Below are 21,049 nucleotides of genomic sequence, written 5' to 3' on the forward strand. Positions count from 1 at the left end.
GGTCCCCGGCACCCGTCGAGCGCAAAACAATCACCAGGGCCCGACCCACATCCCCCGCGGGGCCGCCCCCCCGCGCGGCCCCTCGCCCGCACGCGGCGGCCGTCCGGCGCCGGGCGCTCGGGGGCCTGTCCGAACCGGAGAACCCGACCGAGGCGACGACGGACGACGCCCGGACGCTGTCCGTGGCGCTGTTCCAGCGGCTCGTCGCCCTCGACGAAGGCTCTCCGGAGCACGCGTACGTACGCAACACCCTGGTGGAGCTGAACCTGAGCCTGGTGAAGTTCGGCGCCCGGCGGTTCCGCGCCCGGCCCGAGCCGATGGAGGACATCGTGCAGGTGGGCACGATCGGGCTGATCAAGGCGATCGACCGGTTCGACCCGGAGCGCGGGGTGGAGTTCTCCGCGTTCGCGCTGCCGACCATCGTCGGCGAGATGAAGCGCTTCTTCCGGGACACCGGCTGGGCCGTCCGGGTGCCGCGCCGCCTCCAGGAGCTGCGGATCGACCTGGCCAAGGCGTCCGACGCGCTGGAGCAGCGGGACGGTCACCGACCCGACCGGGCGGAGCTGGCCGAGCGGCTGCACCTGACGCCGGAGGAGGTCGCGGAGGGCGAGCTCGCCGCCAACGCCTACACCGCCAGCTCCCTGGACGCCCCGATCGGCGACGACGACCCCGGCCGCACCCCGAGCGGGACCGCCGGCCGGCGCACCGCCGTCGAGGAGCCCGCCTACGAGCTGATCGACGACCTGGACTCGCTCCGGCCGCTGCTGGCCCGGCTCGACACCCGTGACCGGCTGATCCTCTCGCTGCGCTTCGGCGAGGAGCTGACCCAGGCCGAGATCGGCGAGCGGGTCGGCCTCTCCCAGATGCACGTCTCCCGGCTGCTCGCCCGGATCCTCGGGGAGCTCAGGAGCGGTCTCCTGGACGACGGCGCCACGGCGGACCGGACGCCCTGCTGACCTCCAGCCACACCACCTTGCCCGGGGCGCCCGGTCCCCGGTCGGAGGAGCCCCAGTCGCTCGCCAGCCGGTCGAGGACCATCAGCCCGTGACCGCCGGGCAGCGAGGGCGAGCGGGGCGCCACCCGGCGCGGGTGCTCGGGGCTCCGGTCGGCGACCTCGACGCGCAGCAGCCCGTCGGCGTGCCGGAGGACGAACTCCTCGGGTCCCCCGCCGTGCAGACAGGCGTTGGTGACCACCTCGGAGACCAGCAGCAGCACGTCCTCGACGCGCTCCCTGGCGCGGGGGCTCTCGGCGGGGGTCCAGCCCCAGTCGGCGAGCGCCCGCGCGGTGAAGTCGCGGCAGCGGGAGACCGCGCCCGCGCTGCCGTGCAGCAGGAGGCGGCGGGTCTGCGCAGGGGTCCCGTCGCCCTGGCTCATCTCGCCCTCCCGCACGGCCGGAGGGCCCGTCACTCCGGCCCCTCGGGGCGGGCGTCGCCCGTCCCGTCGGCGGCGAGGGCGGCGCCCACGTCGGCGTACACCTGGAAGACGTGGAGGGCCCCGGTGATCTCGAACATGCGGTCGACGGGGGCTCGCAGCCCGGCCAGGTCCAGCCGCGACCCGGCGTCCAGGGCCCGCGAGCGGGCCCTGAGCAGCAGGTTCAGGCCGGTGGAGTCGCAGAAGTCGAGCCCGGCGCAGTCGACGACGATCCGGGCCGCGTCCGCGTGCTTCTCCAGGGCGGTGCGCAGCGGTTCGACCGTGTCGTGGTCGAGTTCGCCGAGCGGGACGACGACGACGGTCTCGGTGCCCCAGCCGGACCGGACCTCCACCGAGAACCGATCGCTCCGGCCGGCCGGCGGCTCCGCGCCGAGCCCGTTGCGCTCGCTGTCCATGCGTGCCTCACCTTCACCAGGTGAGTCCATTTTCTGACAGTTCGAGACAGTCTGCGACTAAGCCGCCCCGGGGCAGGGTCAGACGGTGGCCGGCGGCGGGGTCCAGCGGCTCTTGCGGGACACGCCCGTGTCGACGCCGTACTCCTTCCTGAGGTGCTCCGGGATGGCGTAGTGCATCACCCGGCCGCGGGTCAGCGTGGACAGCTCGAAGACCGAGGTGAGGTGGCCGAGCCGGTCGAGCGCCCAGGCGGCGAACGGCGAGGCGTCCTCCACCGACTCCAAAACGCCGAGCAGCGCGGGCACGGCCTTCACCGCGGTGTCCCAGCGGCTGCGGGGCACGCCGAGCCAGTCGCCGCAGGTGTCGCCGACGAGGTGGCGGATGAGGGCGGAGACCACCGGGTCGAAGAAGGTGCCGGGGACGACCTCCTCGTACAGGTCGATCAGCTGCCGGGTGAGCAGGACGCCCTCCTCCGAGGGGGCCATGTACCGCAGCAGGTAGGCGTCGAGGTACCGGCGGGCCTCGTCGAGGGTCTTGGGCACGGCTTCCTGGTCGACGCCGAGCATCGCGCCGACGACCCGCCAGGCGTAGTAGTACGCCTCGGCGCCCTCGGTGGACATGTGGATGCCGAGCCGGTGGAGGCTGTCGAGGACCAGCATCGAGAAGAACATCTGCCCGCCGATCATGTCCTCCTGGCAGATGGGCACGCCGTCGGCGGCGGTGTCCCAGCGGTCGGAGCGGATCAGGTGGTGGCGGATGGAAGCGTGCAGGAGGCGGACCTTCTGGGCGGCGGGCACGAACCGCCCGCCGGCCTCGAAGGCGTCCGGCCGCATGAGGTAGACGGTGAACTGGCCGGTCTCGGCCATCCGCTTGCTCGGGTAGCGCAGCCCGTGGGTGGCGGAGAGCAGCCTGGCCACGCGCGGCACGACGTAGCAGGCGGGCATGGCGGCGTAGGAGAGGGCGGTGTTGATGTGGACGTTGTTGTCGGTGAAGAAGAGCCGGGCCTTCTCCATCTCGTTCCAGTCCACCCAGGCGGGCGGCACGGCGGTGGCCTCCAGGTAGTCGCGGGCCACGTCGGGGAGCCCGGCGGGCAGCTCCTGGCCGGAGACGGAGACGTACCGCATGAGGGAGTTGAAGAGGCCGACCTCGCCCCGCTCGAAGAGGGTCGCGACGACCGCGTCGGCGAGCTCGTCGCCGCTGTGGCGCAGGGCGTCGAGGGACGCCTCGGTGGGGGTGCTGGTCACGGGAGCGCTCCAGGGTCGGTTCAGTGGTGGCGGACGGCGGCGCGGTGGGCCAGGTCGGCGAGGGCGCGGTGGGCGGGGCCGGGCAGGTCGAGTTCGTCGAGGGCGCGGACGGCCTCCTCGACGCGGCCGGCGATCATCCGCTCGACGCGGGCGGGCGCGCCGAGCTCGGCCATGAGGGCGCGCACCTCCCGCAGCCCGTCGTCGTCCGGCGGTCCGTCCCCGGCGAGGGTCCGGCGCAGCAGGTCGCGCTGGGCGGCGTCGGCGGCGCTCCAGGTCTCGGCGAGCAGCACGGTGGGCCGGGCGGTGCGGAGGTCGTCGAGGGGGGCCTTGCCGGTGCGGGCGGGGTCGCCGAAGAGGCCGAGCAGGTCGTCGCGGAGCTGGAACGCCTCGCCGAGCGGCAGCCCGTAGCGGGAGAGTCCCTCGCGGAGCGCGGCGGGGGCGCCGGCGAGCAGGGCGCCGAGCAGGAGGGGCTGTTCGACGGTGTACTTGGCCGTCTTGTAGCGGATCACCTTGAGGGAGGTGCCGGTGTCCGGGAGGCCGCCGGTGTGCAGGATCTCCAGGGCTTCGCCGGCGACGAGTTCGCGCGCGAGGGCGGCCCAGAGGGGGCGGCCGCGGGAGAGGTACGCGGCGGGCAGCCCGGACTCGGCGTAGAGGCGGCCGGCGAGGGCCATCAGGTGGTCGCCGAGGAGCAGGGCGAGCGCGCGGGCCGCGGTCCTGGGGCGCCCGCGGGGGTGCGGCAGGGCCGCGAAGGCGTGGTGGGCGGTGGGGCGGCCGTGCCGGAGCGGGCTGTCGTCGATGAGGTCGTCGTGGACGACGGCGGCCGCATGGACGAGTTCCATGGCGGCGGCGGCCCGCATCAGGGCGTCGCTGTCGGGTTGTCCCGCGGCGCGCCAGCCCCAGTAGCAGAAGGCGGCGCGGAGCCGTTTGCCGTGCCGGGCGGCGGCGCGGAGGGCTTCGGCGAGCGGGGCGAGGGCTTCGTCGACGGCGAGGAGTGCGGCGGCCTCGTCGTCGAGGAAGCCGGCGAGGACGGTGTCGGTGCGGGTCTTGAACGCCTCCGGCGCCCAGACGTCACTCATCGGGGGTCGCCGCGGCGGCCCGGCGGGCGAGGGCCTCGCGGGCCAGGACCTCCATGTGGGCGGGGCCGCCGGCGCCGTCGACGCCGGGGGTGAGGCGGTCGAGGGCGAGCCGGCCGCGGGCGCGGAGGTCGGCGGCGGCGTCCTGGGCGAGGTCCGCGGAGTCGGACCGTCCGAGGAGGGAGCGGAACGAGCCGACGGCGGTGCCGAGGGTGTCCACCATCAGGTCGGCGAGGCCGGCGACGAGCAACAGGGCCTGTTCGTCGGGGCGTTCGCCTCGGTCGGTGCGGTTGGTCATGCCGGCCGGCTCCTGGGGGAAGGGGGGTGGGAGCGTCCGCGACGGGACGTACCGGGCCAGGATGGACCATGAGCGGACCGCGCCGGCGGTCCGCTCACTCCTTCAGGTGATCATGGTCGGGAGTTCGGGGCGGCGGGCGCCGTCGTGGGGTGTGGTTGAACTTTCCGCGAGCACGCTGTAGTTGACTTCCATGATCCGGACACCCCCTCGTCCCGTGCCGCGTCCGACCCGCCGCGTCCCCTCGGCCGCCTTCGCGGTCGCCGTCACCGCGCTGCTGACGGCGAGCGGCTGCCGGCTCGGGCCGGGGCGGGTCTGCACCCTGATCGGAGCCGATTCCGGTGTGTCGGTGTCCTGGGATCCGGCGGCCTACCCCGACGGCGCGCGCTTCCGGCTGTGCGCGGACGAGGAGTGCCGGGAGCGCGAGTCGCTTCGGGAGTTCCCGTTCGGCTCCCTCCAGGTGCGGCTGCCGGAGGAGGACGGGCCGCGGGAGGTGGCGGTGCGCCTCTCGGTCACCGACCCGGCCCAAGGCGGCCGGGTCGTCCACGACGGCGCCGTGCGGGTCGCCCTGCGCAAGGTGACCCCGAACGGGGAAGGCTGCGGACCCACCGTCTGGCAGGCGGCGGTCCGCGCCGATCCCCGGGAGGGCCTGGCGCCCGGGGAGTGACCCGGGGCGCCTACGGGACCCAGTGGTTGCCGGACACCGTGATCATCACCTGGAGCTGGATGCTGGCGGAGAAGTAGCTGCTGGTGTCGATCGGCGTGGCCAGCATCTTGTTCCACAGCGCGTCCAGCCAGGCCTGGCTGCCGGAGTCGGTCATGGCGGCGACGGCGAAGGGCGCGAAGAAGGCGGCCTCGCTGCCGGAGGCGATCTGGGTGCCGTTGAGCTTGTAGCCGATGCCGATCCTGTTCGGGTCGCCGCCGGTCTTGCCCTTGATCCAGGTGTTCAGCTTGCGGGCCGCGGCGAGGGACTTGGCGTCGCCGCTGGTCACGGCGTCGTCGGCGATGCGCCACGGGGTGCGGCAGGCGTTCCACCAGTACTGGCCGTCGTTGGGGTCCTCAAGCACCTGGTTCGGGGCCGGCTTGGGGCTGGTGGCGGTGTCGACGACGAAGTCGGGCAGGAGTCCGGTGCCGGGGGCGTAGCCGGACTGGAGGTTGGCGATCTGCGTCTGGTGGGCGGTGCGGACGGCGTCCCAGGTGGTGTCGCCGGAGGCGGCCCGGAAGGCGCGGAAGTGGTCGACCATCCAGTCCGAGGTGCGGGAGATGTAGTAGTACTGGTCGCCCGAGCTGGACCAGTCGCCGAGCTTGAGCAGCTTGGTGGTGGGGTTCAGCTCGTCCTTCTTGATGGCGGCGATGTGCTTGAGGGCGAGCGCCTTGTAGTCGTACGTGCCGCCGCTGCCCCACTGCTTGTCGGCGAGGAGCAGGCCGTAGGCGACGTCCATGTCGCCGTCGGTGGCGCCGTCCCCGCCGTTGACGCTGCGGCAGTTGACGTCCTGTTCGGCGGCGAGGAGGTCGGGGTTGATGGAGGACGGGTGGTCCAGCTTCCACTTGACCATGCCGTCGAAGATCTTCTTCGCGTCGGGGTCGGCGCCGGCCATGGTGGCGGTGACGACCATGCCGTAGCCCTGGGCCTCGGCGACGTACGGGTGGTCGGCGTCGGGCGAGATGACCTGGTACCAGCCGTTGCCGCAGTTCTGCCGGACGAAGGCGGACTTCCAGCGGTTGTAGTAGTCGACGACCTTCTGGTCGAGCGCGGCCTGGGTGCCGGAGGGCTTGAGCATGCCGGCCGCGTAGGGCTTGAGGTGGCTGCCGAAGGGGACGGCGGGGCCGGTGCCGCCGCCTCCGCCCGTGGGCGCGCCGTAGACCTGGAACTCCCAGAGCGAGTAGCCGTACGGGGTGCCCCGTCCGGTCCCGTACATCCGGACGTACCGGCCGCTGCCGGAGACCGCGAGGTCGTCGACGGCGCCGTCGCCGGTCGTCGTCGTGTAGACGTCGGTCCAGGTGGAGCCGTCGGCCGAGGTCTGGATGCGGTACGTCTTCGCGTACGCGGCCTCCCAGTCGAGCTTCACCCGGGACAGGGTGTGGTTCGCCCCGAGGTCGATCCGGATCCACTGGGGGTCGACGCCTTCGAGGCTGGCCCAGCGGGTGGTGGAGCTGCCGTCCACGGCGAGGCCGGGGGCGAAGCCCGAGCCCTCCACGGAGGAGGAGGCGGCCGGTTTGCCGGCGGAGACGAGGCTGTCGGCGGCCTCGGCGTCGGTCCCGGGGAGGACGGTGAGGGGCAGGGCGAGGAGCGCGGCGAGTCCGAGCGGGACGACGGTGCGCGGGACGGTCTTTCGTGGAACGGCGGTGCGTGGAACGGCGGTGTGTGGGGTGGCGCTTCGCGCGAGGAGGCTTCGTCGGCGCATGACAACTCCCTTTCACTTCACGGCCATCGCTCGTTAGGAAACGTTCCTAACCATCGGCGCGCCGAGCGTAGAGAGCGGCGGGGGCCCGGCGCAAGACCTCTGCGCGGGGCCCCCGTCGGCGTGGCCGGTATCTATCGGGGGAGCGTCAGGGCCCGGGCCAGGGCGGCGGCGAAGCCGTCCGGGTTGTCGAGCATCATGTTGTGGCCCGCGGCCGCCACCTCCAGGACGGGCACGCCCATCGCCGCCGCCTGCTCCGCGGCCGGGTCCGGCAGGCTCTTCTCGCCGACCAGGAACGCCCGGGGCATCGCGAGGGCGCCGAGCACGTCGCCGGCCTCCGGGTCGCCGCCCTCCACCAGCGCGACCGCGCAGCGGTGCACGGCCCGCGGGTCGGCGAGCCGCAGCCGCGCCGCGTAGTCGCCCCGGTCGGCGAGCGCCAGCATCCTGGAGAACCCGACCCGGACGAACTCCTCCTCCGTCTGGCGCGCCACCGGGGTGCTGAACGCGCCTCCGCCCGCGTACAGGTTGGGCTCCGCGACCACCACCCGGGCGATCCGCCCGGGCCGGGCCGCGGCCAGGTGGAGGGCGACGGCCCCGCCCATGGAGTGGCCGACGAGGTCGACGCCGGCGAGGTCGAGGTGGTCGAGGAGCGCGGCGACGGCCGCGGCCTGCCCCTCGGGCCGGTAGTCGAAGTCGGCGGGGCGGTCGCTCAGTCCGTGCCCCAGCAGGTCGACCAACAGGGCGCGGCCGCCGCCCAGGGCCGGGTGGGTGGCGATGTGCGCGAAGTCGGAGGCGGCCGTGCAGCCGAGGCCGTGGAGGTAGACGCGGACCGGGCCGTCGCCCGGGAGGTCGATCCACCGCAGGTACGCCCGCGGGTCCGCCAGAAGCAGTTCTCTCATGCGGCCACCCTAGGGACGCACCGGCCCGCCCCGCCGACCGGTGGGACGGGTGCACGGCCGGCGGCGGTCCGGGCTGCGCTACGGTGGCCTTCCATGGCATCGAGCACCGCACTCTGGTCCTTCGCTCTCGTCGTGGGACTCCTCACCCTCACTCCGGGCCTCGACTCGGCCCTCATCCTGCGCACGGCCGCGCTCGGCCGCCGCACCCGGGCCTGGGGCGTCGTCCTCGGCATCCAGACCGGCACGCTGATCTGGGGCGCGCTGACCTCGCTGGGCGTGACGGCCCTGCTGACCGCCTCGCACCTCGCGTACGAGACCCTGCGCTGGGCGGGCGCCGCCTATCTGCTGTGGATGGCGGTACGCATGATCGCCGAGACGTTCCGGCGCGACGGCACCGGGACGCACGCGGAGGTGGAGGTCGGCGGCGCCGACACGCTCTTCGGCGGCTGGCGCCAGGGCACGCTGACGAACCTCCTCAACCCCAAGGTCGGCGTCTTCTACGTCGCCGTCCTGCCGCAGTTCATCCCCGCCGAGGCGCCGCACTTCGCGATGGGCCTGGCGCTGACCTCCGTCCACGTCGTCCTCGGCATGCTCTGGTCGACGGTCCTCATCGCCTCCGCGACCGCCCTCGGCGCCTGGCTGCGCGGCCCCCGGGCACGCCGGGTCCTGGACCGGGTCACGGGCACGGTGATCGGAGCCTTCGCGGTACGCCTGGCGGTCAGCGACTGACGCCGTCGCCGCGCCGCAGCAGGTCCGCCATGACGGCCTGCGGCAGGGACGGATGAGCCGCCGCCGCCTCCCGTACCTGCCCGTCCTGATGGGTGACCAGCTCGGCGAGTGCCGACGGCGGAAGGGCCGGGTGACCGGCGGCCGAGCGCCGCGCCCGGTCGTCCGTCAGGCAGGCGAGCAGCGCGGCGGGCGTGGCCGCGGGGTGCCGGGCGACCTCCCGGAGGACCTTGCGCACCGGCGGCTCGCGGCGGGCCAACTCCTCCAGGAGGGCCGGGGGCGTGTCCGGATTGGCCGCGACCCCGGCAAGGACCTGGGTGCCGTGCCGGGCGATCATGCGGCGCAGCGTGGCCTCGGTGAGCCCCGGGTGCGGGGCGACGGCTGCCGCCACCTTCGCGTCGGCGTCGTCGGCCAGCCGGTCGCGCGTCGGCGGCGGCAGGTCGCGGCGGTGGGCGACGAGCATCCGGAGCGCCGGATCCGGCGAGGCGGCCAGCGTCTCGGTCTCGGTCCGGGAGGCGCCGGCGATCCGGGGCGGGAGGGTGGAGCCGAGCTTGGTGGTGCGGGCCAGGTCGGTGAGCACATCGAGGGGGAGGTGGGGGTGGTGGGCGAGCGCGCGGCGCACCTCGGCGACGGGGTCGGCCGCCATGGTCCGGGCGAGGGACGCGTCGACGGCGGGGTTCGCGGCGAGGTCCGCGCGGATGCCCGGGAGCGGGTCGCCGGCGAGCGCGGCGCAGGCCGCGGCAGGCAGGTCGGGACGACCGGCGAGCGCCCACCGTGCCATGGGGTCGGGGTGGTCGGCGAAGCGGGCCACGGCCTCGGCGGGGGTGGCGGGGTTGCCGAGCGCCGCCACGCGCATGCCGTGGACGGCGGACGCGTGGGTGCCGTCGCAGGCGGCGCCCGGCAGCAGGACGCAGTCCCGGCGCCCGCACTGCCCGTCGTGAACGAAGGGGATCTCCTCCTGGTCGCAGACCCGGCAGTGCCGGACCGGCGGCAGCCCCTCCCCCGTGAGCAGCGCCGCCAGCACGGCGGGCGGAGTCGCCTCGTTCGCGGCCACGGCGGCGCGTACCGAGGCGTGCGGATGCGAGGCGAGCCGCGCGGTCGTCTCCGCGTCACCGAAGAGGGCGAGTTCGACGACGACGTCCGGCTCGGGGTCCGCGGCCAGCGTCTCGATCACGTCGGAGGGGAGTCCGGGACAGGCCGCCAGCTTCTCCCTCCGCTCGCGGTCCGGATCCGCCGCGAAACGGCGCGCCCAGGCGGCGGGCCCCGCCCCCCGGTCGAGCAGGGCGAGCGCCGCGTCCGGCCGGAGGACGGGGTCGATGTCGTCGGCGGCGAGCCGACCGGTGTACGCCAGAGTCCTGGCGACTCCCTCGACGCGGTGCGCCAGGGCGAGCGCCCGCGCGCCGCCGAGGTCGGGACGACCGAGGAGGACGTCCGCGACCTCCTCGTCGGCGAGGGCGACCAGCCGGTCGAGATCCGCGGCCGGCAGGGCGGGGTTGGCGGCGAGCCCGCAGAGGGAGGACACGACCGGCATCCTTCCCGGGGGCAGCGCGCGGCGCACCCGGATTTCCGCGTGCGGGGCCTGCGCCTCCCCGGTCGCCTCGCCGCCGGCGACGCCCTAGTTGTACTGCGCGAGCTGGATGAGGTTGCCGCAGGTGTCGTCGAGGACTGCCGTGGTGACCGGGCCCATGGCGACCGGGGGCTGGGTGAAGCGGACGCCGAGGGCGGTGAGGCGGGTGTGTTCGGCGTGGACGTCGTCGACGGCGAAGGAGGTGGCCGGGATGCCGTCGGCGACCAGGGCCTCCTTGTACGGGGGGACGGCGGGGTGGCCCGAGGGTTCCAGGACGAGCTCGGTGCCGTCTGGGGCCTCCGGGGAGACGACCGTGATCCAGCGGTCCTCGCCGATCGGCACGTCGTGCTTGAGCACGAAGCCGAGCACGTCGGTGTAGAAGCGGAGCGCCTTCTCCTGGTCGTCGACGAAGACGCTGGCCAGGTTGATCCTCATGGGGTGTCCTCCGGGGGTGCGGGGGCGAGCCATCGCGTGACGATGTGCTCCAGGGGGCGGGGGTCGAGGTCGTGGAACTTGTAGCGGCCCTCACGACGGGCCGTGACCAGGCCGGCGGCCTCCAGCACGGCGAGGTGCTGGCTGACCGCCTGCCGGGAGATGGCGAGGCCGTGCCGGGTCGCCAGCCGGGCGCATATCTCGAAGAGCGACTGTCCGTTCCGTTCGGTCAGCTCGTCGAGGATCACCCGGCGCGTCGGGTCGGCCAGCGCCTTGAACAGATCCTCCTCCATGCCGCCACGATAGGCAAGTCACCGCTTGCCTATCAAGCGCGGCGCGCGGCGCCCGCCCTCCCGTCCCCCTGCCGCTGTCGGACCCGCCGCCTAAGGTGGATCGGGCACCGGCCCACCCCTGACGAGGGAGACACCTTTGAGCACGGCCCAGCGGAAGGGCGCGGCGCCCTCCGCCCCGCACCTCGCCGACAGTCACGAACTGATCCGCGTGTTCGGCGCGCGCGAGAACAACCTCAAGGACGTCAGCGTCGAGATCCCCAAGCGCCGGCTGACGGTCTTCACCGGGGTCTCCGGCTCCGGCAAGAGCTCGCTGGTCTTCGACACGATCGCCGCCGAGTCGCAGCGGCTGATCAACGAGACGTACAGCGCCTTCGTCCAGGGGTTCATGCCCACGCTCGCCCGGCCCGACGTCGACGTGCTCGACGGGCTGACCACCGCGATCATCGTCGACCAGCAGCGGATGGGCGCAGACCCGCGCTCCACCGTCGGCACCGCCACCGACGCCAACGCGATGCTGCGGATCCTCTTCAGCCGGCTCGGCACCCCGCACATCGGCTCGTCGCGGGCCTTCTCCTTCAACGTGCCCTCGGTGAGCGGCGCGGGCGCCGTCACCGTCCAGCGGGGCGGCCGGACGGTGAAGGAGAAGGCCAGCTTCCAGATCACCGGCGGCATGTGCCCCCGCTGCGAGGGCCGGGGCCGGGTCTCCGACATCGACCTGGCCGAGCTGTACGACGACACCAAGTCGCTCGACGAGGGCGCGCTGACCATCCCCGGCTACACGGCGGACAGCTGGTACGGGCGGACGTACCGCCTCGCCGGTCTCCTGGACCCGGCGAAGCCGATCCGGAAGTACACCAGGCGCGAGCTGGACACGCTGCTGTACAAGGAGGCGACCCGGGTCAAGGTCGAGGGCGTCAACGTCACGTACGAGGGCCTGATCCCCAAGCTGCAGAAGTCGTTCCTGGCCAAGGACGTCGAGTCGCTCCAGCCGCACATCCGGGCCTTCGTGGAGCGGGCCACCACCACCCAGGTCTGTCCGGAGTGCGACGGCACCCGGCTCAACGAGGGCGCCCGCTCCTCGAAGATCAAGGGCATCAGCATCGCCGACGCCTGCGCGATGCAGATCAGCGACCTGGCCGCGTGGGTGCGCGAGCTGGACGACCCGTCGGTGGCCCCGCTCCTGGAGTCGCTGCGCCAGACGCTGGACTCCTTCGTGGAGATCGGCCTCGGCTACCTGGCCCTCGACCGTCCGGCGGGCACGCTGTCGGGCGGCGAGGCGCAGCGGGTCAAGATGATCCGGCACCTCGGCTCGTCGCTCACCGACGTCACGTACGTCTTCGACGAGCCGACGGCGGGGCTGCACCCGCACGACATCCAGCGGATGAACGAACTCCTGCTGCGGCTGCGGGACAAGGGCAACACGGTCCTGGTCGTGGAGCACAAGCCGGAGACGATCGCGATCGCGGACCACGTGGTGGACCTGGGTCCCGGTGCCGGCAGCGGCGGCGGCACGATCTGCTTCGAGGGCACGCTGGACGGGCTGCGCGGCAGCGGCACGGTCACCGGGCGGCACCTGGACGACCGGGCCTCGGTGAAGGAGGCGGTGCGGACGGCGAGCGGGGTGCTGCCGATCCGCGGGGCGACCGCGAACAACCTGCGGAAGGTGGACGTCGACCTCCCGCTCGGCGTCCTCGCGGTGATCACCGGTGTCGCCGGCTCGGGCAAGAGCTCCCTGGTGCACGGTTCGATCCCGGCCGACGCCGGGGTGATCTCGGTCGACCAGAGCCCGATCCGCGGCTCGCGGCGCAGCAACCCGGCGACGTACACGGGTCTGCTGGACCCGATCCGCAAGGCGTTCGCCAAGGCCAACGGCGTCAAGCCGGCGCTGTTCAGCGCCAATTCGGAGGGCGCCTGCCCGAACTGCAACGGCGCCGGCGTCACGTACACCGACCTGGCGATGATGGCCGGGGTGGCCACCACCTGCGAGGAGTGCGAGGGCCGGCGGTTCCAGGCGGCGGTGCTGGAGTACAAGCTGGGCGGCCGGGACATCAGCGAGGTGCTGGCGATGCCGGTGTCCGAGGCGGAGGCGTACTTCGGCGCGGGCGAGGCCCGCACCCCGGCGGCGCACCGGATCCTGGAGCGGCTGGTGGACGTGGGCCTCGGCTACCTCACCCTGGGGCAGCCGCTGACCACGCTGTCCGGGGGCGAGCGGCAGCGGCTGAAGCTGGCCACGCACATGGGCGACAAGGGCGGGATCTACGTGCTCGACGAGCCGACGACCGGCCTGCACCTGGCCGACGTGGAGCAGCTGCTCGGGCTGCTCGACCGGCTGGTGGACTCGGGGAAGTCGGTGATCGTGGTCGAGCACCACCAGGCCGTGATGGCGCACGCCGACTGGATCGTGGACCTCGGCCCCGGCGCGGGCCACGACGGCGGCCGGATCGTCTTCGAGGGGACCCCGGCCGACCTCGTCGCCGCGCGCTCCACCCTCACCGGCGAGCACCTGGCGCAGTACGTGGGCGCCTGATCACACCCGGCCGGCCGCCGGCCCTCCGAGCACCGCGGACGGCGGGAGGAGGGACGGCGGGTCGGCGGCGACCACGGCCCCGACGGCCGCGCGCCCCTCGTCCGTCCACTCGGTGAGGTGTTGTACGCCCTCCGGCCCCGGCGGTCCCGCCTTGAAGCGGGCCTCCGCGCGGACCCAGGCGCGCAGGAGCGCCGGGCCGGGGTCGGCCCGCGCGCCCGCCTCGCGCAGGTCGGCTTCCGGGAGCACCCGGCGCAGTACCGGCAGGGGGCCGGGGCGGCGGGCGGCCGGTTCGACGTCGACGCCGACCGGGCCCCGCCCGGCCGCGGCCGCGACGAGGCCGTCGGCGTGGCTCAGGCTGATGCCGAGCCCGGGGTGTTCCGGGAGGTGGGGGCGGCCGTGCCCGTCCCGGCGGCACCGCGGGCACCACTGGGCGAGCAGCCCGGTCCCGCCCGGGGGCCGGCCGGTGATCCGGGCGGCGCAGACCCGGGCGAGGAGGCGGGCCGCCAGGACGTCGTCGCGGCGGGCCGGGACGCGGACGGCGGCGAGGCGGCGGCGCTCCCAGGGGGCGAGGAGGTGCGGTCCGAGGCCGGGGTGGCCGAGGACCTCCCGGGTGGTGGCGACGACCGCGAAGGCGCCGGGGGTCACCCGGTGGGGGTGAGGAAGCGTTCCCGGACGCGGGCGAGGGTGCGGAAGTCGTCGATGGTGACCTCCTGGAGGTCGATCGACGTGCCGGAGATGTCCTCCAGGAGGTCGATGAACTCCAGGAAGTCCATGGAGTCGATGAGCCGGGCCTCGATGAGGTCCTCGTCGGTGTCGATCGGCCCGTCGAGGCCGGGGTTCTTCTCGTGGAGCCAGGCGGCGACGCGTTCCATGGGGTGGTTCTCCAGTCGTTGCGGGCAGGTCAGGCGGGGGTGGCGGGGACGGCGCGGAGCCGGTCGAGGGCCTGCTCGGGGCCGCCGTGGGCGAGGAGCATGGCGTGCACCCAGCGCTCGACGCCGAAGGCGACGCAGGCGCTGTAGGCGGGGCCGTGGTCGCCGGCGCGGATGCCGAGGCGTTCGCCGAAGAAGTTGCGGTGGCGGTTGACGGAGGCGATGGCGGTGCCGTCGGGGGCGCTGTACTCGTGCTTGACGGGGTCGAGGGCCATCAGCCGGGCGCGGGAGCCGCCCTTGTCGTAGAAGGGGTCGTCGGCGGTGGCGCGGGTGAGGTCGAGGCCGAGGCGGTCGGCGGTCTCCTGGATGAACGCGCCGCCGCGTTCCAGGTGTTCGAGGGCGCCTTCCTTGGTGCCGAGGTAGACCACCTCGCGCATGTGGAAGCCCCAGAGGCGGCGCAGGCCGTCGTAGTGGGTCTCGTTGCGGAAGCAGCGTCCGGCGGCGGAGATCCGCAGGCCGTCGTCGCCGACGTCGGTGCCCTCCAGGGAGAGCAGCAGTCCGTAGCAGGTGGCGGAGGGCAGGAGGTAGCCGGTGGGTTCGAGGGGGCGGCCGCCGGGGGGCAGCCCGGCGGCGAGGGCGTCGTACGCGTCGGGGGTGAACCGCCCGGCGGAGACGCCGAGATGGGGGAAGTTGCGGAAGTAGTCGAGGCGGGCGAGGTCGTCCGCGGCGAGCAGCGGCGGGCCGGTCACCTCGGGGGCGGAGAGCCGGGCGGCGAGGCCGGCGAGCAGCGTGTCGAGGCCGCGCAGCAGGGCGGTGTGCGCCGGGTCCAGCGTGATCAGGCCCGGGCCCGGGCTGCGGAGGCCGGGGACGGGCGGGGTCGTGGCGCTGGTCGTTCTCATGGAACCGTTCCCTCTCGGCGTGGGCGGTCGGTCTCGGGCCTGATCCGGCGCGCCGGGCCGGCCGGGGCTCGGGCGTGGATCGTGCGGGCGCGGGCCGCCGCCCCGGGAGGGGGTGGACAGGGCCTGGCTCGCGGTCGCCGTCGACCGGGGCGCGGTGGTCGGGCCGGACCGAGGGGTCGGGTCGGTCGCGGCTCCGCGCAGTGGGGACAGTAGGCCAGCCGCCCGCAGGTTGTCTAGACCAAAGATCGAGTCCTCAACTCTCCGCGCCGCGGCCCGAATTAGGACGGTGGCCGACACGCGGGGCATACCGGCGGGTCACTTGACACCGGTGATGGTCTACACCAATTCTGTCCCTCGTCCCCCGCGGTCCCCCCACCGTCGCCAGGTCCGCGCCCCCGTCCCGCCGTGCCCCGCTCCCCCACGCCCGCACGCCGTCCGACCCCATGCCTGGAGGGACCTTGACCACGCCCCCCGCCCCCGCCGCCCCGCGCCGCCCGCACGCCCCCTACCTGCACCGGGCGGCCACCGAGCGCCCGTACTTCAGCACCGACGGCGAGTCCTACCTCGCCGCGACGACCCTGCGCGAGCTGCGGAAGACCCGGCCGCTGCGGGTGCTCTCCGAGGAGGACTTCGCGCACTGGCAGACCTACGGCTTCGTCGTCGTGCGCGAGGCGATCCCGGCCGCGGCGGCCCGCCGGCTGCTCGACTTCGCCTGGGACTTCCAGGGCCTCGACCCGGACCGGCCCGACAGCTGGTACGAGGACCGGCCGTTCCGCTCCGAACTGGACCAGCAGCTGCACATCTACGGCTTCGTCGAGGCGTACCACCACCAGCTGCTCTGGGACAGCCGCCAGGCCCAGCGGGTCTACGACGCCTTCGTGGACGTCTGGGACTGCGAGGAGCTGTGGGTCACCCTGGACCGGCTCAACCTCAACCCGCCCAACGTCCGCAACCGCGACCGGGCCCTCATCGAACCCACCGACCGGGGCTTCGACATCGAGCTGCACTGGGACATCGACACCACGCTCGGCGTGCCGCCGCAGCGCGTCCAGGGCATCATCGCGCTCAACGACACCAGCCCCGAGACCGGCGGCTTCCAGTGCGACCCGGAGCTCTTCCGCCGCTTCGAGGAGTGGAAGCTGGACCAGCCCGCCGGCCGCGACCCGATCCGCCCGGACCTGGACCGCGCCGAGTACCCGGTCGTCCGCCCCGACCTGCGCCCCGGCGACCTGCTGATCTGGAACGGCCTGCTCGCCCACGGGGTGGCCCGCAACGCCTCCGCCGACGGGGTCCGCGCGGTGCAGTACCTGTCGATGATGCCCGCCCTGGAGGAGCACGCGAAGCTGCGCCGCTCCCGCGTCGAGTCCTGGCGCCACCTGCGCACCCCGCGCTGGAACCGCACCCTCGTCGGCGACCCCGTGCTGCACGAGTCCAAGCGCTACCCGACCGCCGAACTCACCCCGCTCGGCGCCCGGTTGCTGGGGCTCACCTCCTGGCACGACGACCCCGCCGACGCGACGGAGCCCGCGACCGCGCCCACCGGGGAGCCCGCGTGCGCCGCGTCTGCCTGACCCTGCCCACCCACCGCGCCTGTACGGGGACGATCGCGGCGGTCGCCGAGGAAGCCGCCTACGGGGCCCGCGCGTTCGGCGTCGAGGTGCACCTGCTGATCCTGGACTCCTCGGCGCCCGCCGACCTCGCCGCCCACCGGGCCGCGGTGGCCGCCCTGCCCCCGGCGCCCGGCGTCGTCGTCCACCACCTCGACGAGGACCGGCAGCGCGCCTTCCTCCGCGAGGTCCTGGCGGCGGCCGGGCTCCCCGGAGCCGGGCGGCTGCTCGACCTGATGCTCCCGGCCGCGGTGTCGTACGGCGCCTGCACCAACCGCGCCTTCCTGCTGGCCGAGGCGCTGGGCTGCACCTCGGTGCACCGCCGCGACTCCGACAGCCGCTACCAACTCCTCGACGGCGCACCGGTCTTCCCGATCCACCACGAGCTCGCCGCCCTCGGGCGGCGAGCCGCGGACCTGGCCGGCACGGTGGTCCGCAGCCGGCTCGACCCCGGCTGCGCGGACCGGACGGTCGTCCTGGCCGGCGCGTCCTTCATCGGCGAGCTCTCCGTGGACGTCGCCGAGATCCGCGCCCTCGACCCGGAGGCGTACCACGAGGTCGTCGGCCTGTCGGTGCCCTCCCGCCATCCGGAGATCTGGCGGCGGAACCTGATCGACGAGGCGTTCCGGGGCGCCGGCTCCACCCCCTTCACCACCGACCTGACCACCCTGACCCTGGTCAGCCCCACCCGCGTCGACATGTGCAACGTCGCCCTCGGCCAGGAGGTGTACGGCCGGGTGCCGCTGCCGCCCGCCACCGACACCATCGGCACCGACTACTTCCTGCTGCACCTCGTGCGCGACGCCCGGCTGCCCGGCGTCCTGCACAACCGGCACATCGTCAACTACCACACCGACGAGCGGCGTTCGGACGACGGCTTCCTCGCCTACCAGCTCCGCTTCGCCAAGTACCTGCTGGCCACCGCCCACCTCGACGCCGTGTACGCGGGCCTCGCCGCGGCCGGCGACACCCTCCTCGACCCCGCCGGGCGGGTCCGGCCCGCCGCCGTCGCCGCCCTGGTGCGCGACAGCACCGGGATCGACCCGTCCGGGAACGAGGGCCGGCTCGACGTCCTCGACCGCCGCTACCGCTCCCTCGGCGGCCGGTACGCCACCGCAGCCGAGCTGTTCGCCGCCCGGCGCGACCGGCTGATCGCCGAAGCCCGCGCCGACATGGCCGACTTCGCGCTGCTCGTCGACGCCTGGGACGCCCTGACCGCGCACGCGAAAGGCACCGCCGTGAACCGTCCCCCCGGCTCCCGCCTCCCGGTCGTGACGCCATGACGACCGCCCCCGCGCCGGACGGCGTCACCGGCTCGCGCACCCTCACCGTCCGCTACACGGGCGGCGGTTCCCGCCGGGGCCCGGTCACCATGGGCCAGGCCAACATGATCCGCTGCATCCTGCGGGACGAGCCCGCCGGCATCAACATCCACGACGTGTGGCCGGTCCCCGACGGCACCGGCATGGACCAAACACTCGACGCCCTCGCGGCGCTCACCGCCCGCCACGAGGCGCTGCGCACCACGTTCCCGTACGAGGCGGGCGACGGAGCCGCCCCCACCGGACAAGTCGTCGCCGCCGAGGGCTCGTTCACCGTCACCGTCCTCGACCACGACGAACTCCCCGAGGACGTCGACGGATACGCCGAGGCGGTGGCCCGCGCGGCCCGCGACACCCGCTTCCGTCTCGACCTCGACTTCCCGCTGCGGCTGCGGATCCTCGCCCGGGCCGGCCGGCCCGTCCGGATCGCCCTCGCCGCCAGCCACGCCGTCACCGACGGCAGCGCCCTCGGCGTGCTGCGGGACGAATGGCTCGCCCTCCTCGCGGGCGAGCCGCTGCCGCCGGTCACCGCGCTCACGCCGCTCGACCTCGCCGCCGAGGAGCGGAGCCCGGCCGGGCGCCGCAGGTCCGCGGCCTCCCTGGCCCATTGGGAACGCATCCTGCGCACCGGGCCGCAGGCGATGTTCGCCGAGGACGGCGCCGCCGGCACCGAGACCGACACCCCCGGCCTCACCCTCCGCTCCGCGCGCGGCGCCCGGGCGCTGGCCGCCGCCGCCCGGCGCACCGGCGCGCTGCCCGGCACGGTGCTGCTCACCGCCTGGTGCGTGCTCACCGCCCACCGGGCCGGCCAGAGCGTCTGCGTCGCCGCCGTCCCCACCTCGAACCGCTTCCTGCCGAAGCTGGCCCGCTCGGTGAGCACCCTCTCCCAGGACGCCCTCCTGGACCTCGACGTCCGCGTCCCGTCGTTCGACGCGCTCGTCGCCAAGGCGTGGGGCGCGGCGATGCACGCGTACCGGCACAGCCGCTTCGACGCGCTCGACCTGTGGGAGCTGATCGGCCGGGTCACGACCGAACGCGGCAGCCAGTTCGCGCGCGACGCCGTCTACAACGACATCAGCGCCCTGCCCAGCACCCTCGCCGGAGCCGCCGCCCCGGACGAGGACGCCCCGGAGCTGGAACTCTCCTGGGGCGAGGCGCAGTCGCTGCCGACCCGGCTGCTCACCTTCGTGTACGAGACGGAGCCGGTCCTCCGCCTCGCCACCTGGGCCGACCCCGCGCTGTTCCCCCGGGCGGCGGCCGAGGACCTGGCCACGGGCCTGGTCCGGCTCCTGGAGGCCGTCGCCGAGGCCGACGTACCGCTCGACGCGCCCGGGCCGCTGACCGAGGCGACCGGGGTGCGTCCCGTGGCGCGCGGGCCGGAGTGGGCACGGGTCGACGGTTGCTGGGTCCGCCCCGCCTCCGTCGCCGAGGCGTTGGCCGAAGCGCTGGGCGGGCGACCGGTCGAGGTCGTGGTGGAGGGCCCGCGGCTGATCGCGTACATCGGCGAAGGCACCCGGGAAGCGACTCCCGATCAGGTCCACGCGGCGCTGATGCGGCTGCTGCCGGGGCGTCCCGGGGTGCTGGCGCCGCACCGGTACGTGTTCGTCGAGGGCCCGCCGCGGCAGTCCGCCGCGGCGCAGCGGATTCTCAGGGAAGGGACCGGCCGGACGGGCCGGGAGATGCCACATGACCACCGATGACACCGCCGCGGCGCACGGGGCCGGGCCGCTGCCCAGCCCGTGGCGGTCGCGTCGCTTCCGGCTCTTCTTCACCGCGCGCAGCGCCTCGCTGCTCGCCGACGGCATGCTCATGGTCTCCGTCACCACGTCGGTCCTCGGCTCCGGGTTCGGGGCGACCGGCGTGGGCTACGCGCTCGCCGCCTGGATGGCGCCGATCGTGCTGCTCATCCTCTTCGGCGGGGTGCTCGCCGACCGGTTCACCCCGCAGGTGATGATGGTCGGCGCGGACGCGGTCCGGGTGGTGGCGATGCTCGTCATGGCCGGGCTGTTCGCCGCGGGCGGGGTACGGCTCTGGCAGATCATGGCCCTGATGGCGGTGAGCGGCGCGGCGACCGCCATGTTCCAGCCGGGCCTCGCGAGCATCGTCCCGCGCGTCGCCGACGACATCCAGCGGGCCAACGCGCTGCTGCGGATCTCCGAGTCGATGGCCACCCTCATCGGGCCCGGCCTGGCCGGGTTCCTGGTGGCGTACGGGGACCGGGCGGTGTCGTTCGTGGTGATCGCCGTGGCGTACGGCGTCAGCGCCGGTGGTCTGCTGCCGCTGCGGGGGCTCGCCGCCGAGCGGGACGAGAGCGACGATCCGATGTGGCGGCGGCTCGCCACCGGCTGGCACGAGTTCCGGTCCCGGTCCTGGCTGTGGGGCGTCATCTCGCTGTGGGCGGTGTACGGCCTCTTCGTCTTCGGCCCGTCGCTGCCGCTGGGCGCGGCGCTCCTCACCGAGCAGCACGGCGCCACCGGGTACGGCTGGATCGCCTCGGCCGACGGGCTGGGCACGATCGTCGGCGGCCTGCTGGGGATGCGGGTGCGGCCCCGTCGGCCGCTGGTCGCGGGCGTGGGCGCGATGTTCTTCTTCGCCCTCAACCCGCTGGCCCCGGCCCTCGGCTGGAACTTCGCCCTCACGGCCGTCACGGGCATGATCGCCGGCTGCGGCTTCGCCTTCTGGGGCGTGATGTGGGCGACGAGCGTGCAGTCGCACGTCCCGCTGGCGGTGCTCAGCCGGGTCTCGGCGTACGACATCGCCGGCTCGATCATGGTGATCCCGCTGGGGCGCGCGCTGGCCGGCCCGGTGGCGGACGACTTCGGCGCGGACCGCGTCCTGCTCGTCTCCTCGGCCGTCTCGTTCCTCCTGCTGGCCGCGATGCTGTGCGTCCCCGCCATCCGCCGCCTCGAACGCCGCGACGGCCCCGCCCCGGACGCACCGCTCCCCCGGGAGAAGGAGCCCGCGCCGGCGGAGACGACGGCACCGTGAGCGCGTGAGTGCGGGGCCCGGCCCGACCGCCGTGCCGCCGGGCCCCCCCCCCGACCACCCACTCGTCCCCCGAGGGTTACCA

21 protein-coding genes are annotated in these 21,049 nt (G+C 74.5%); 8 read left to right on the top strand and 13 right to left on the bottom strand.

Annotation, left to right across the window (positions count from 1 at the left end; genetic code table 11):
- Positions 1 to 29 precede the first annotated feature (29 nt).
- Positions 30 to 956: a SigB/SigF/SigG family RNA polymerase sigma factor gene (locus tag ACFW1I_RS20340; RefSeq protein WP_384671806.1), complete on the top strand. Its 927-nt coding sequence runs from the start codon at positions 30 to 32 to the stop codon at positions 954 to 956.
- On the opposite strand, the gene ACFW1I_RS20345 is transcribed toward ACFW1I_RS20340, so the two are convergent.
- The 5 genes from ACFW1I_RS20345 to ACFW1I_RS20365 form a co-directional block, all read right to left on the bottom strand.
- Positions 904 to 1,407 (bottom strand): ATP-binding protein, encoded by a 504-nt coding sequence (locus tag ACFW1I_RS20345; protein ID WP_384671757.1) that lies wholly within the window; start codon positions 1,405 to 1,407, stop codon positions 904 to 906. The genes ACFW1I_RS20340 and ACFW1I_RS20345 overlap by 53 nt on opposite strands.
- On the bottom strand, positions 1,404 to 1,826 hold the full coding sequence (locus ACFW1I_RS20350) for an STAS domain-containing protein (protein ID WP_384671759.1): 423 nt from the start codon (positions 1,824 to 1,826) through the stop codon (positions 1,404 to 1,406). Before ACFW1I_RS20350 ends, ACFW1I_RS20345 begins: the two co-directional genes overlap by 4 nt.
- A gap of 78 nt (positions 1,827 to 1,904) precedes the next feature.
- Complete coding sequence (locus ACFW1I_RS20355; RefSeq protein WP_384671761.1) at positions 1,905 to 3,068, bottom strand: oxygenase MpaB family protein; 1,164 nt, start codon at positions 3,066 to 3,068, stop codon at positions 1,905 to 1,907.
- Positions 3,069 to 3,088: 20 nt separating this feature from the next.
- Positions 3,089 to 4,144 (bottom strand): polyprenyl synthetase family protein, encoded by a 1,056-nt coding sequence (locus ACFW1I_RS20360; RefSeq protein ID WP_384671763.1) that lies wholly within the window; start codon positions 4,142 to 4,144, stop codon positions 3,089 to 3,091.
- On the bottom strand, positions 4,137 to 4,439 hold the full coding sequence (locus ACFW1I_RS20365) for a polyprenyl synthetase (RefSeq protein WP_384671765.1): 303 nt from the start codon (positions 4,437 to 4,439) through the stop codon (positions 4,137 to 4,139). The genes ACFW1I_RS20360 and ACFW1I_RS20365 overlap by 8 nt, the downstream gene beginning before the upstream one ends.
- 214 nt (positions 4,440 to 4,653) lie before the next feature.
- Between ACFW1I_RS20365 and ACFW1I_RS20370 the strand changes: the two genes are divergently transcribed.
- Complete coding sequence (locus ACFW1I_RS20370) at positions 4,654 to 5,103, top strand: hypothetical protein (protein ID WP_384671767.1); 450 nt, start codon at positions 4,654 to 4,656, stop codon at positions 5,101 to 5,103.
- A gap of 10 nt (positions 5,104 to 5,113) precedes the next feature.
- Here ACFW1I_RS20370 and ACFW1I_RS20375 read toward each other — a convergent pair whose 3' ends face one another.
- Together ACFW1I_RS20375 and ACFW1I_RS20380 are read right to left on the bottom strand one after the other, a co-directional pair.
- Complete coding sequence (locus tag ACFW1I_RS20375; RefSeq protein WP_384671770.1) at positions 5,114 to 6,841, bottom strand: glycosyl hydrolase family 8; 1,728 nt, start codon at positions 6,839 to 6,841, stop codon at positions 5,114 to 5,116.
- A 131-nt stretch (positions 6,842 to 6,972) separates the two neighbouring features.
- Positions 6,973 to 7,737 (bottom strand): alpha/beta fold hydrolase, encoded by a 765-nt coding sequence (locus tag ACFW1I_RS20380; RefSeq protein WP_384671772.1) that lies wholly within the window; start codon positions 7,735 to 7,737, stop codon positions 6,973 to 6,975.
- A 93-nt stretch (positions 7,738 to 7,830) separates the two neighbouring features.
- Here ACFW1I_RS20380 and ACFW1I_RS20385 point away from each other — a divergent pair, with 93 nt between their 5' ends.
- On the top strand, positions 7,831 to 8,466 hold the full coding sequence (locus ACFW1I_RS20385; protein ID WP_384671775.1) for a LysE family translocator: 636 nt from the start codon (positions 7,831 to 7,833) through the stop codon (positions 8,464 to 8,466).
- Here the strand turns inward: ACFW1I_RS20385 and ACFW1I_RS20390 are convergent.
- From ACFW1I_RS20390 to ACFW1I_RS20400, 3 genes are all read right to left on the bottom strand, one after another.
- Positions 8,456 to 9,985 carry a hypothetical protein gene (locus ACFW1I_RS20390; RefSeq protein WP_384671778.1) on the bottom strand — a complete coding sequence of 510 codons (1,530 nt, stop codon included), beginning with the start codon at positions 9,983 to 9,985 and terminating at the stop codon, positions 8,456 to 8,458. The genes ACFW1I_RS20385 and ACFW1I_RS20390 overlap by 11 nt on opposite strands.
- A 93-nt stretch (positions 9,986 to 10,078) precedes the next feature.
- The gene (locus ACFW1I_RS20395) at positions 10,079 to 10,465 is read right to left on the bottom strand and encodes a VOC family protein (protein WP_384671781.1); all 387 of its coding nucleotides are present in this window, start codon (positions 10,463 to 10,465) and stop codon (positions 10,079 to 10,081) included.
- Positions 10,462 to 10,755 carry an ArsR/SmtB family transcription factor gene (locus ACFW1I_RS20400; RefSeq protein WP_384671783.1) on the bottom strand — a complete coding sequence of 98 codons (294 nt, stop codon included), beginning with the start codon at positions 10,753 to 10,755 and terminating at the stop codon, positions 10,462 to 10,464. The genes ACFW1I_RS20395 and ACFW1I_RS20400 overlap by 4 nt, the downstream gene beginning before the upstream one ends.
- Before the next feature lie 136 nt (positions 10,756 to 10,891).
- Here ACFW1I_RS20400 and ACFW1I_RS20405 point away from each other — a divergent pair, with 136 nt between their 5' ends.
- On the top strand, positions 10,892 to 13,282 hold the full coding sequence (locus ACFW1I_RS20405; RefSeq protein ID WP_384671786.1) for an ATP-binding cassette domain-containing protein: 2,391 nt from the start codon (positions 10,892 to 10,894) through the stop codon (positions 13,280 to 13,282).
- Here the strand turns inward: ACFW1I_RS20405 and ACFW1I_RS20410 are convergent, their stop codons facing one another.
- The 3 genes from ACFW1I_RS20410 to ACFW1I_RS20420 are packed head-to-tail and all read right to left on the bottom strand — an operon-like array spanning position 13,283 to position 15,050.
- Positions 13,283 to 13,927, bottom strand: a complete 645-nt coding sequence (locus ACFW1I_RS20410; protein ID WP_384671789.1) for a 4'-phosphopantetheinyl transferase family protein — start codon at positions 13,925 to 13,927, stop codon at positions 13,283 to 13,285.
- A complete protein-coding gene (locus tag ACFW1I_RS20415; RefSeq protein WP_384671792.1) occupies positions 13,924 to 14,154 on the bottom strand; it encodes an acyl carrier protein in 231 nt (76 codons plus the stop codon). The genes ACFW1I_RS20410 and ACFW1I_RS20415 overlap by 4 nt, the downstream gene beginning before the upstream one ends.
- A 29-nt stretch (positions 14,155 to 14,183) precedes the next feature.
- Complete coding sequence (locus tag ACFW1I_RS20420; protein ID WP_384671795.1) at positions 14,184 to 15,050, bottom strand: hypothetical protein; 867 nt, start codon at positions 15,048 to 15,050, stop codon at positions 14,184 to 14,186.
- 443 nt (positions 15,051 to 15,493) lie between these two features.
- Here ACFW1I_RS20420 and ACFW1I_RS20425 point away from each other — a divergent pair, with 443 nt between their 5' ends.
- Genes ACFW1I_RS20425 through ACFW1I_RS20440 form a run of 4 tightly spaced genes read left to right on the top strand, consistent with a single transcriptional unit; the run spans position 15,494 to position 20,967 of the window.
- Positions 15,494 to 16,621, top strand: coding sequence for a phytanoyl-CoA dioxygenase family protein (locus ACFW1I_RS20425; protein WP_384671798.1), 1,128 nt, complete (start codon positions 15,494 to 15,496; stop codon positions 16,619 to 16,621).
- Positions 16,603 to 17,940: a DUF6271 family protein gene (locus ACFW1I_RS20430; protein ID WP_384671800.1), complete on the top strand. Its 1,338-nt coding sequence runs from the start codon at positions 16,603 to 16,605 to the stop codon at positions 17,938 to 17,940. Before ACFW1I_RS20425 ends, ACFW1I_RS20430 begins: the two co-directional genes overlap by 19 nt.
- Positions 17,937 to 19,679, top strand: coding sequence for a condensation domain-containing protein (locus ACFW1I_RS20435; protein ID WP_384671802.1), 1,743 nt, complete (start codon positions 17,937 to 17,939; stop codon positions 19,677 to 19,679). Before ACFW1I_RS20430 ends, ACFW1I_RS20435 begins: the two co-directional genes overlap by 4 nt.
- Positions 19,666 to 20,967, top strand: a complete 1,302-nt coding sequence (locus ACFW1I_RS20440) for an MFS transporter (RefSeq protein WP_384671804.1) — start codon at positions 19,666 to 19,668, stop codon at positions 20,965 to 20,967. Before ACFW1I_RS20435 ends, ACFW1I_RS20440 begins: the two co-directional genes overlap by 14 nt.
- Positions 20,968 to 21,049: the final 82 nt, after the last annotated feature.

Origin of the sequence: Streptomyces sp. NPDC058955 (genome assembly GCF_042741435.1) — a bacterium.
GTDB lineage: Bacteria > Actinomycetota > Actinomycetes > Streptomycetales > Streptomycetaceae > Streptomyces.